The organism is Mesorhizobium metallidurans STM 2683, from assembly GCF_000350085.1.
Taxonomy (GTDB): Bacteria; Pseudomonadota; Alphaproteobacteria; order Rhizobiales; family Rhizobiaceae; genus Mesorhizobium; species Mesorhizobium metallidurans.
Map to the genome: position 1 here is coordinate 1 of NZ_CAUM01000102.1, position 10,209 is coordinate 10,209.

A 10,209-nucleotide genomic window follows, 5' to 3' on the forward strand; every position below is an offset into this window, starting at 1 on the left:
GGGGGAGATCGGGTGTTACGTCGGCTTTCGCCAACCACCAACGCTGGAACGCAGGCGCAAGCGGCGCAAAGCTGAAGCGACTGTGTCCTATGGCGATCGGCCTTTGTCGGTGTACAGGGATTTCCCGACAGCTTAATCTGACGGCGAAGCCGGCAGAGGGGGAGAAGGCGTGGACGAGCAAGAACCCAAGGAAGAGTTGATCGAGACCCTTTTCCGCAACGGCACGGTCACCACCGTCGGCATCCTGCTGGCGTTTTCTCTGGGCTTCATCACGCATTGGGCCGCCAACCCGATACCGTGGCAACTCCACCACCTGCTCGCCGTGGCGCCGATCCTGGTCGGCATCGCGCTGCAGATGCGGGCGCTGTCCGTGCTGCTCGGCACAAGTTCCCTGCGCCGGCGCGTCTACGAGCGCGCCAACCGTGTCTTCATGACCGGCCTCGTCCTGACCGCCTGCGGCGTCGGGCTCGCGATCCTGCTCGACGTCTTCGAAGTGTCGGCCAGGAGTGCGTTGCCTGGAGCGTAGCCGCCAGTCATCGCTCGTCGCTGTCATCAGGCTGTGGCGGGTTCCGGCACGGCGTCCTGGCAGATGTCGCACCATTCGGCGCCGGTCAGCGCTGCCATGCGCTCGACGCCGATCTTTACCGCCGCATTGGTTGCGCCGGCCGCAGGCACGACGTGGTCATAGGCGCGCAGCGATACGTCGCAATAGACTGGCAGCGGCGAGGCGAGGCCGAAGGGGCAGACGCCACCAACCGGATGGCCGGTGATCTCGGCCACCTGCTCGGCGTCGAGCATGCGCGGCTTGCCGCCAAATGCATCACGCGATTTGCGGTTGTCGATGCGCGCGTCGCCGCGGGCGACGACCAGCATCACCCGGTCACCGACGCGCAGGCAGATGGTCTTGGCGATCTGCCCCGGCTCGACGCCGTGCGCCTCGGCTGCGAGCGTCACGGTCGCCGAACTCGTCGGCGTTTCGATCACCTCGATCTCGGGGGCATGTTCGGCGAAGAAGGCTTTGACGGACTGGAGGCTCATGCGTCTTTTCGGCTGGCGGAAGGTGGATGCAAACTTGGCCGTTGCCGGGCGGCTGTCAAGGTGAGCTTGCAGCGCCAATCTCGAAGAGTGAACCCGGTTCGCCGGCGCGGCTTTGTGAAGAAGGGGGCGGCAGGCCACCAATCATCCTGGTTATTTCCATTGCGGCCTCGCGCACCAGGGGGCCGATCTCGGCCAGCCGCTCCGGCGTCACCCGCACTGTCGGCCCCGAGACCGAAACGCCGCCGATCGGCTCGCCGAACTCGTTGAAGATGGCCGCCGCAACGCAGCGCATACCCGGATGCCGCTCCTCATCGTCGACCGACCAGCCGCGCAGCTTGATCCTCACCAGGTCGTGGGCCAGCGCCGAGATGTCGGATAGCGTGTTTTCGGTGAAGCGCTCCAGCCCGGCCTTGCGCAGGATGGCGGCGACACGTTCGGGGTCGAGATGCGCCAGCACCGCCTTGCCGATGCCCGACGCATGGAAGGAACTGCGCGTGCCCGGCCGGAAGAAGGCGCGGATCGCCTGATGCGTCTCGACCTGGCTGACGAAGACGACGCAATCGTCCTCGGCGACGCCGAGATTGGCGGTCTCGCCGGTCTTCTCCATCAGTTCCTGCATGACGATACGGGCGCGATCGACCAGCTTGCGGCGGCGCAGGAACGCCGCACCCATGCGGTAGGTCTCGACGCCTATCGACCAGAGCTGATCGATGCCGTCGAACTCGACCATGCCGTGGTTCTCCAGCGTCGTCAGCATGCGGTAGGCGGTGGAGGCGGCCAGGCCGGAACTGGCGGCGATCTCGCTCAGCGACAGGCCGCTGCCTTCGGCGACGATGGCAAGGATGCGCAACGCCCGGTCGAGCGACTGCACCGAAGCGGCCTCGGCGGGACCATTGAAGGAGCGGGGACGGCCACGCTGACGTTTTTCGGTTGTTTCCATGGCGTCATTGTCGCCAATTTCGCCAGATGGGCAATGAAAAAGTTTTTCATAAGCCGAAGATGCCGATTTCTGGAAAACGGATAATGTAATAAAATCAATTAGCAGAAGCTGTTTTTTAAAAATGAAAAAATATTCTGAAAAAATTGAAAAATGGTGGGAACGCTGCCATCCTTGGCCATCAACACATTGCGGAGGCTTGCTATGGCCAGGATGCGCGCTGTCGACGCTGCGGTTCTCGTTCTCGAAAAGGAAGGCATCTCTTGTGCCTTCGGTGTGCCGGGCGCGGCGATAAACCCGCTCTATTCGGCGCTGAAGGCGAGGGGCTCGATCCGCCACATCCTCGCCCGCCATGTCGAGGCGGCTTCGCACATGGCCGAAGGCTATACCCGTGCCAAATCGGGCAATATCGGGCTTTGCATCGGTACCTCCGGCCCGGCCGGCACCGACATGATCACCGGGCTCTATTCGGCGGCGGCGGATTCGATTCCCATCCTGTGCATCACCGGCCAGGCGCCGCGGGCGCGGCTGAACAAGGAGGATTTCCAGGCCGTCGATATCGCCGCGATCGCAGCACCGGTCGCCAAATGGGCGGTTACCGTCATGGAGCCATATCTGGTGCCGATGGCGCTGCAGAAGGCGTTTCATCTGATGCGCTCATCGCGTCCGGGACCGGTGCTGATCGACCTGCCGGTCGACGTGCAACTGGCCGAGATCAAGTTCGACATCGACGCCTATGAGCCGCTGGCGCCGTTCAAGCCGGCGATGACGCGCGCCCAGGCCGAGAAGGCGCTGGCGATGCTCAATGCGGCCAAGAAGCCGCTGATCGTGGCCGGTGGCGGCATCATCAATGCCGAAGCGTCCGATCTCCTGATCGAATTCGCCGAGATTACCGGCGTGCCTGTCATCCCGACGCTGATGGGCTGGGGCGCGATCCCCGACGACCACCGGCTGATGGCCGGCATGTGCGGCCTGCAGACCTCGCATCGCTATGGCAATGCGACCATGCTTGAGGCCGACTTGGTCTTCGGCATCGGCAACCGCTGGGCCAACCGTCACACCGGTTCGGTCGACGTCTACACCAAGGGCAAAAAATTCATCCATGTCGACATCGAGCCCACTCAAATTGGCCGTGTCTTCGCGCCGGATCTCGGCGTCGTCTCGGATGCGGGTGCTGCGCTGAAAATGCTGCTCGACGTCGCCACCGAATGGAAGATGGCCGGAAGGCTGCGCGACTGGTCGGGTTGGGCCAAAGAATGCCAGCAGCGCAAGAAGACGATGAAGCGCAAGACGCATTTCGACCAGGTGCCGCTGAAGCCGCAGCGTGTCTATGAGGAGATGAACAAGGCGTTCGGTCGCGACACCACCTATGTCACCACGATCGGCCTGTCGCAGATCGCCGGGGCGCAGTTCCTGCATGTCTACAAGCCGCGCAACTGGATCAATTGCGGCCAGGCCGGCCCGCTCGGCTGGACGCTGCCGGCAGCGCTCGGCGTTCGCGCCGCCGATCCGAACCGCACCATCGTGGCGCTGTCCGGCGACTATGATTTCCAGTTCATGATCGAGGAGCTGGCAGCCGGCGCGCAGCACAAATTGCCCTATATCCACGTCGTCGTGAACAATGCCTATCTCGGCCTGATCCGTCAGGCGCAGCGCGGCTTTTCGATGGATTTCGAGGTTAGCCTCGCCTTCGAGAACGTCAACCGGAAGGACGATCCCGAGGCCGGCTATGGCGTCGACCATGTCGCCGTCGCCGAGGCCATGGGCTGCAAGGCGGTCAGGGTGAGGAAGCCCGAAGAGTTCGCCGCCGCCTTCAAGCAGGCGCAGCGGCTGATGAAGGAACATCAGGTTCCGGTCGTGCTGGAATTCATCCTCGAACGCGTTACCAACATTTCCATGGGCACCGAAATCGACAAGATCACCGAATTCGAGGAGCTTGCCGAAAGCCATGAGGATGCGCCTACCGCGATTGTGATGTTGGACTAAGATCTGCGAAGAAAAGGAGAAAAAGAATGCCGCGTTTTTCAGCCAATCTTTCGATGCTCTTTGGCGAGCATGATTTCCTCGACCGCTTCGACGCGGCCGCCCGCGCCGGGTTCAAGGGAGTCGAATATATCGGCCCCTATGACCATGCGCCCGATGTCGTTGCCGCGCGGCTGAAGAAGAACGGTCTCAGCCAAGTGCTGTTCAACCTGCCGGCCGGCGACTGGGCCAAGGGCGAGCGCGGCATCGCCATGCTGCCGGAACGTGTGCCGGAATTCCGGCAAAGCGTCGCCAAGGCGATCACCTATGCCCATGCGCTCGGCTGCGAGCAGGTCAACTGCCTCGCCGGCATCGCGCCACAGGGCGCCGACCGTTTGGTGTTGGAAAACGTATTTGCCGAGAACCTCGCCTTTGCTGCCGAGAAGCTGGAGCAGGCCGGCATTCGCCTTCTGATCGAGCCGATCAACACCCGCGACATTCCGGGCTTTTTTCTCAACTATTCGGACCAGGCACTGGCGCTGATCGACCGCATCGGCTCGAAGAACCTGTTCCTGCAGTACGACATCTATCACATGCAGATCATGGAGGGGGATCTCGCCCGTACCATCGAGGCCAACCTTAACCGCATCGCCCATATCCAGCTTGCGGACAATCCCGGCCGTCACGAGCCGGGGACGGGCGAGATCAACTATCCCTTCCTCTACGACCATATCGACCGCATCGGCTACGCCGGTTGGGTCGGGGCCGAATACAAGCCGAAGGCCGGGACTGAGGCCGGGCTCGGGTGGTTCAAGGAATTGGCCGGGCAGGGGAGCGCGGCGGCTTAGCTGCTAAGAATTGCCGAACGTTAGCGCTGCCTTCACCCTTACCCTCTCCTCGTATAGAGACGGGGAGAGGGTAGGCCCGGCGTTGGAGCGCTTCCCTTCTCCCCGTCACTATACGGGGAGAAGGTGCCGGCAGGCGGATGAGGGGCGGCGCAGACCTCTGGATGAGTTCGAACAAAGATTTTCAGGAGACTAGACATGGAAACCATCGGCTTCATCGGCCTTGGCATCATGGGCGCGCCGATGGCGGGGCATTTGTTGGATGCCGGCTACAACGTCGTCACCAGCGGCCACCGTTCTAAGCCGCCGGCCGATCTCGTCGCCAAGGGTCTGAAAACCGTCACCGGCCACGATGCCGTGGCCAAAGCGGTCGACATCATCATCCTGATGGTCCCGGACACACCGCAGGTGGCCGATGTGCTATTCGGCGAGAACAGCGTCGCGTCAGGGCTGGCCAAGGGCAGGCTGGTCATCGACATGAGCTCGATCTCGCCGATCGCGACCAAGGAATTCGCCAGGAAGATCAACGATCTCGGCTGCGACTATCTCGATGCGCCGGTCTCGGGCGGCGAGGTCGGCGCCAGGGCGGCGTCGCTCACCATCATGGTCGGCGGCGAGGAGAAGGCCTTCGAACGCGCCAGGCCCGTCTTCGAAAAGATGGGCAAGAACATCACTCTGGTCGGGCCGAACGGCGTCGGCCAGACCACCAAGGTCGCCAACCAGATCGTCGTCGCGCTGACCATTGAAGCCGTCGCCGAAGCACTTGTTTTTGCGTCAAAAGCTGGCGCTGACCCGGCCAAGGTGCGGCAGGCACTGATGGGCGGTCTGGCGGCCTCGCGCATCCTTGAAGTGCATGGCGAGCGCATGGTCAAGCGCACATTCGCGCCGGGCTTCCGCATCGAACTGCACCAGAAGGATCTCAATCTCGCGCTGGAAGGGGCAAAGGCGCTTGGCGTGGCGCTACCCAACACCTCGACGACGCAGCAGCTATTCAATTCCTGTGCCGCCAATGGCGGCGCCAAGGAGGATCATTCGGCACTGGTAAGAGCGCTGGAGCGGATGGCGGGGCATGAAGTAGGGCAGTAGGGTGGATAAACTCCGAGCGAAACATACTGCCTTATTGCCCTATTCCCTTACTGCCCTAAGAATTTTCTTGCCGCATAAAGGCTTACCGCTGCCGCGTTCGACACGTTGAGCGAGCGGATGGCGCCGGGCATGTCGAGCCGGGCCAGCGTCGTCACCGTCTCGCGCGTCTTCTGGCGCAGGCCCTTGCCTTCGGCGCCGAGCACCAGCGCTATTCTGTCGCCCGAAAAACTCTTTTCGAGCTCCGCCGGTCCGTCCGAATCGAGGCCGATGGTCTGAAAGCCGGTCTCGTGAAGCTGCCCGAGCGCATCGGCGAGGTTCTTCACCTCGATCTGGTCGATATGCTCCAGCGCGCCGGAGGCTGATTTCGCCAGCACGCCGGATTCCTGCGGGCTGTGGCGCGCCGTGGTGATCAGCGCTCCGGCGCCGAAAGCGACAGCCGAGCGCAGGATCGCGCCGACATTGTGCGGGTCGGTGACCTGGTCGAGCACCAGCACCAGGCGGGTGTCGCCGAGCGCATCGAGGCGCTTCGGCCTCAGCGGCTCGGCCTCGACCAGCACGCCCTGATGCACGGCATCCGAACCGGTGATCTTGTCGATATCCCTGGGCTCGACCAGCTCGGCCGTGAAGGGCAGGGCGGCGAGGTCGGCGATCGCCAGACGCTCGGCCGCGTTGCGCGTCACCAGCATCTTCCTGATCTTGCGGCGGGGATTATCTAGCGCCGCCCGCACCGTGTGCAGGCCGTAGAGCCGCACCAGCCCATCGCCAACGCTTTCGCCCGGCGGCACCGGCTGGCGCGGCCGGAACGCCGGGGCGCCGGCCTTTTCGTCGCGATGGGCGCGGCGCAGCTTGGCGTAATGGGTGTCTTTCGGGGTGCCGGTCTTGTTGCTCATGGCTGGCTTCTATAACCGCCTCTTTCGGCTAAGGATATGGCACGTCGCCGCGGATGCCGGACAACAGCGAAAAAGCCTGGCTGCGCGGTTGACACCCAATGGCCTTGCCGCCATAAGGCGCTTCGCTGATTTCGGAGAAAACCAGAGATTTCCTCCCCGATCGGCGAGAATGCCTCGTTGCAAGGCTTCGACGGCAGGCTGGAGAGGTGCCCGAGTGGTTAAAGGGGACGGACTGTAAATCCGTTGGCTTAGCCTACGTTGGTTCGAATCCAACCCTCTCCACCACTGCCAGCCTGTAAGCCCTGAAGCGATGCGGGTATAGCTCAGTGGTAGAGCAGCAGCCTTCCAAGCTGAATATGCGGGTTCGATTCCCGCTACCCGCTCCAGTTTCCCATTGCAAAATCAAGGGAGTAGGGGAATAGGGCAGTACGGCAATATGTAGCGCGGCGCTCGCGACCACATACTCCCCTACTGCCCTATTCCCTACTCCCTCGACACGCGCCCTACCTATTGAAGATCGACGCGAGCTGGCCTTGCGAGGGCACCTGTCCATTCGGCGTCAACTGGTCGACGATGCCAGGCAGAGCCGCGGACAATTGCTTGAGCACGTCCTGTTCGCTCATCCCAGCCCTTTGCGCGATCTCGCGAATGACCTGCGGCCCCAGCGCATTGCCCAGATCGTTGGCATTGATCGGCTGGTTCTGCCCGGTGCCGACCCATGAGTCGGCGACATTGCCCTGGCCGGCATTCTTCAGCCTGTCGAGAAGACCGCCCAGCCCGCCGGCCAGACCGCCATCGGCGGACGTCGTCTCGGAGGGGGCAGGCGCAGGGCTCTGATCCTGGTCCGTCTGTTCGGCACTTTTGCCGCTCAGCATCTTTCCAACCAGCAGCGCGCCGAGCGCGATCAGCAGCGGCTTGGCTATGTTGCCGCCGGGAACGGCATTGTCAAACAGTCCCATTTTGGGTCTCCACGTTAAGATTGCATGTCAAACATTGCCCGTCCCATCCCCAACAATGGCGCATTCGGGCCGGATTTCAAGCTGGCTTGAGCTTTCCGTATCATGAATTTCAAGTTGGCTTGAGCTTTGCCCCGTGGTGTGGAAGTAATCGGGCGCGGGGAATGGAGAGGAACATGTCAATATTAAGCTGGATCATCCTCGGCGTCATCGCCGGTTTCCTGGGCAGCAAGATCGTCAACAAGAGCGGGCAAGGCCTGGTGCTCGATATCGTGCTGGGCATCGTCGGCGCCATCGTCGGCGGACTGATCTTCAGCGCCTTTGGCGCATCAGGCGTTACCGGCCTCAACCTCTATAGCCTGATCGTCGCCGTGGTCGGCGCGGTGGTCGTTCTGTGGGCCTATCACCAGTTCTCCGGCAGACGAGCCGTCTAGGAACAATCGATATTGTCAGCCGGGCGGATCTGCCTTTCACCTGGCTGCCGCCCGTCTACCTCATCCGTTTGAGGATCTCGCGCACCAGCGTGTTGAAGCCGGCGGCGAGGCCCCGGGCGAGGATCGGCCACAATTCATCGAGCAGGCGCCTGACGGCCGTTTCGAGTGCCGTGTCACGACCGGGTCTGACCGGCAGATTGGGCATCGCCCCCATCGCCGCCATCACGTCCTTTCGCAACCGGTTGCCGCAGGCCCCCGATCCGACGATCGACGGGTCGAACGGCAGGCGCGTAAAATCCCATTTTCCGCGTTGCTTGATGCCCAGAGTGCTCTCGACCTCAGCATGGGAGAGCACCGTCCTGGGCGTGACCTTGATGCGATAATATTTGCAGAGCTCGGCGACGACGACGACCAGCGCATCCCATTGTGTCCTCGTCATCGGGTAGCGGCCGGCATCGAATGGCCTTTCCTCCGCTCCGGCCATGCAGCAGAGCGAGACCCCGATCGAGCCGCTGTTGCAGTTGAGCGTGTGGGCAGCGTATCCCGATTTTACCCTGCCGGAATTTAGCGCGATGGAAGGCCGGCCCCTGACGAGGCCGCCATTGCCCTCGACCAGTATATGATAGGCATCCTTGTCGGTCTCGCCTGCCGAATGCGAGCCGGCCGTCAATGGCAAACGACCCGCTTCATCGGAACGTTGGGCATCCAGTCCGGCGGCACTGCCACAGAAAATCCCCGCAACAAATCAGGCGAATGGAATCACTATAATTTCTTTGAGGGAGAATGCGAAAACGAAACGATAATTTGGTTGAGCGTTTCTAACACTTGGCGGCCAGTGGCTACTCTATGGATGGCCTTGGGGAGGTCTTGGCTGTCAGGCGATCACCACACTAGGCGACGACGGCCAGCCGGCGCTTGCGCTCGTCGAGCGACACGATGGTCAGCCCGCTGGCCACCACCAGCAGGATGCCGCAGATCGCCAGCGCGTTCGGGAACTGGCCGAACACCACCAGGCCCGAAATGACCGCCCAGACGGTGAAGCTGTAATAGAATGGCGCCACCGCGCTCGTTGGTCCGACGCGATAGGCCATGAAGATGAAGAAGTGGCCGAAGATCAGGAACAGCCCGGCGCCGGCGATCAGCAGCAGATGACGTGCCTCAGGCACGACCCACTGCTCGGTCGCAAGATGCGCGATGCCCGAACCGGCCAGCACCACCACGACGGCGGAAATGGCGACAATCATGCCCGGCACCTCCGCTGCGACCTTGCGCCCGGCGAGATCGCGCGCGGCGGCGAGCGCCGCGTTGCCGAGCGCCAGCGCTGCGTAGATCGAAATGCCTTGCATCGTCGGTTGCGCCACCAAGAGCGCGCCGATGAAGCCGAGCCCGATCAACGCCATGCGCATGCCGCCGATCCGCTCGCCAAACAGGATCGAGGAGCCGACCAGCATGAGCAGGGGCGTGATCTGCCCAAGCGCGGTGGAATCGGCGATCTGCATGTTGGCGAGCGCCACCACGTAGCAAAGGATCGCCCCCAGCTCGAGCACGTTTCTGCGCAGGACTTTCCCGTCGAACATCAGCGGGATCTGCTTGCTGTAGCCGAGCATGAACAACAGTGGCATGCCCCACAGCGTGGCCGCCATGCCGCGCAGGAACAGTACCTCGTAGGGCGGCAGGCCAACGGTCGCGAGCTTCATCATCGTGTCGTTGACCAGATACGACCCGGTCGAGACGATCATGAACAGCGGGCCGCGAATGCTTGTGGGAATGAACTGCATCGGTCGAACAAATCAGACTGATGTTGCGCCGGCAATGGGCCAGGCTCGCCCTGTAAATCCGGCAAGGGCAGGGGAGAATGCGGCCTTCGGCGGGCCGTGCTTGCCTATTTCATTTCCCGGCTGGCGTTCCTATATCCGCGCCATATCCCCCGAAAATCGGATCATGGGTTCAGACCGAGCGGGAAAGCGTTCAGCCACAAGGCACTTGTGTTTTTCAGCCGTTGTCGCTAATCGCCCCGCATTCGACTGAACTGAAGGTCCAGGCCGTCCAAGGAAAGAGACT

11 protein-coding genes and 2 tRNA genes are annotated in these 10,209 nt (G+C 62.5%); 7 read left to right on the forward strand and 6 right to left on the reverse strand.

Going from position 1 to position 10,209, the window contains the following annotated elements:
* Positions 1–169: 169 nt before the first annotated feature.
* Positions 170–526, forward strand: a complete 357-nt coding sequence (locus tag MESS2_RS17050) for a hypothetical protein (protein ID WP_006333269.1) — start codon at positions 170–172, stop codon at positions 524–526.
* A gap of 26 nt (positions 527–552) precedes the next feature.
* Here MESS2_RS17050 and MESS2_RS17055 read toward each other — a convergent pair whose 3' ends face one another.
* Positions 553–1,038, reverse strand: a complete 486-nt coding sequence (locus tag MESS2_RS17055) for a YbaK/EbsC family protein (RefSeq protein WP_008875641.1) — start codon at positions 1,036–1,038, stop codon at positions 553–555.
* Between the two features lie 55 nt (positions 1,039–1,093).
* Positions 1,094–1,978, reverse strand: a complete 885-nt coding sequence (bhcR, locus tag MESS2_RS17060; RefSeq protein ID WP_008875642.1) for an HTH-type transcriptional regulator BhcR — start codon at positions 1,976–1,978, stop codon at positions 1,094–1,096.
* 201 nt (positions 1,979–2,179) lie between these two features.
* On the opposite strand from bhcR, the gene gcl reads away from it, so the two are divergent.
* From gcl to MESS2_RS17075, 3 genes are all read left to right on the forward strand, one after another.
* Positions 2,180–3,961 carry a glyoxylate carboligase gene (gene gcl, locus MESS2_RS17065; protein WP_008875643.1) on the forward strand — a complete coding sequence of 594 codons (1,782 nt, stop codon included), beginning with the start codon at positions 2,180–2,182 and terminating at the stop codon, positions 3,959–3,961.
* 26 nt (positions 3,962–3,987) lie between these two features.
* Positions 3,988–4,785 (forward strand): 2-oxo-tetronate isomerase, encoded by a 798-nt coding sequence (gene otnI / locus MESS2_RS17070; RefSeq protein WP_008875644.1) that lies wholly within the window; start codon positions 3,988–3,990, stop codon positions 4,783–4,785.
* Positions 4,786–4,980: 195 nt separating this feature from the next.
* Positions 4,981–5,868, forward strand: a complete 888-nt coding sequence (locus MESS2_RS17075) for a 2-hydroxy-3-oxopropionate reductase (protein WP_008875645.1) — start codon at positions 4,981–4,983, stop codon at positions 5,866–5,868.
* 47 nt (positions 5,869–5,915) lie between these two features.
* Here the strand turns inward: MESS2_RS17075 and MESS2_RS17080 are convergent, their stop codons facing one another.
* Positions 5,916–6,758 carry a TrmH family RNA methyltransferase gene (locus MESS2_RS17080; protein WP_008875646.1) on the reverse strand — a complete coding sequence of 281 codons (843 nt, stop codon included), beginning with the start codon at positions 6,756–6,758 and terminating at the stop codon, positions 5,916–5,918.
* A gap of 200 nt (positions 6,759–6,958) precedes the next feature.
* Here MESS2_RS17080 and MESS2_RS17085 point away from each other — a divergent pair.
* Both MESS2_RS17085 and MESS2_RS17090 read left to right on the forward strand, forming a co-directional pair.
* Positions 6,959–7,043 (forward strand) — tRNA-Tyr (locus MESS2_RS17085).
* Between the two features lie 27 nt (positions 7,044–7,070).
* Positions 7,071–7,144: transfer RNA gene (locus MESS2_RS17090), tRNA-Gly, on the forward strand.
* Positions 7,145–7,261: 117 nt separating this feature from the next.
* Here MESS2_RS17090 and MESS2_RS17095 read toward each other — a convergent pair.
* On the reverse strand, positions 7,262–7,717 hold the full coding sequence (locus MESS2_RS17095; RefSeq protein ID WP_008875647.1) for a YidB family protein: 456 nt from the start codon (positions 7,715–7,717) through the stop codon (positions 7,262–7,264).
* Between the two features lie 173 nt (positions 7,718–7,890).
* Here MESS2_RS17095 and MESS2_RS17100 point away from each other — a divergent pair, with 173 nt between their 5' ends.
* Positions 7,891–8,148 carry a GlsB/YeaQ/YmgE family stress response membrane protein gene (locus tag MESS2_RS17100; RefSeq protein ID WP_008875648.1) on the forward strand — a complete coding sequence of 86 codons (258 nt, stop codon included), beginning with the start codon at positions 7,891–7,893 and terminating at the stop codon, positions 8,146–8,148.
* Between the two features lie 55 nt (positions 8,149–8,203).
* Here MESS2_RS17100 and MESS2_RS17105 read toward each other — a convergent pair whose 3' ends face one another.
* Complete coding sequence (locus tag MESS2_RS17105) at positions 8,204–8,824, reverse strand: peptidoglycan recognition protein family protein (protein ID WP_244440014.1); 621 nt, start codon at positions 8,822–8,824, stop codon at positions 8,204–8,206.
* 214 nt (positions 8,825–9,038) lie between these two features.
* Entirely contained in the window at positions 9,039–9,926 is an 888-nt protein-coding gene (locus MESS2_RS17110) for a DMT family transporter (protein WP_008875650.1), read from the reverse strand.
* Positions 9,927–10,209: the final 283 nt, after the last annotated feature.

Coding starts and splice junctions, on each gene's coding strand:
- MESS2_RS17055 (WP_008875641.1), bottom strand. CDS start 1,038: ATGAGCCTCCAGTCCGTCAAAGCCTTCTTCGCCGAACATGCCCCCGAG.
- bhcR (WP_008875642.1), bottom strand. CDS start 1,978: ATGGAAACAACCGAAAAACGTCAGCGTGGCCGTCCCCGCTCCTTCAAT.
- gcl (WP_008875643.1), top strand. CDS start 2,180: ATGGCCAGGATGCGCGCTGTCGACGCTGCGGTTCTCGTTCTCGAAAAG.
- otnI (WP_008875644.1), top strand. CDS start 3,988: ATGCCGCGTTTTTCAGCCAATCTTTCGATGCTCTTTGGCGAGCATGAT.
- MESS2_RS17075 (WP_008875645.1), top strand. CDS start 4,981: ATGGAAACCATCGGCTTCATCGGCCTTGGCATCATGGGCGCGCCGATG.
- MESS2_RS17080 (WP_008875646.1), bottom strand. CDS start 6,758: ATGAGCAACAAGACCGGCACCCCGAAAGACACCCATTACGCCAAGCTG.
- MESS2_RS17095 (WP_008875647.1), bottom strand. CDS start 7,717: ATGGGACTGTTTGACAATGCCGTTCCCGGCGGCAACATAGCCAAGCCG.
- MESS2_RS17100 (WP_008875648.1), top strand. CDS start 7,891: ATGTCAATATTAAGCTGGATCATCCTCGGCGTCATCGCCGGTTTCCTG.
- MESS2_RS17110 (WP_008875650.1), bottom strand. CDS start 9,926: ATGCAGTTCATTCCCACAAGCATTCGCGGCCCGCTGTTCATGATCGTC.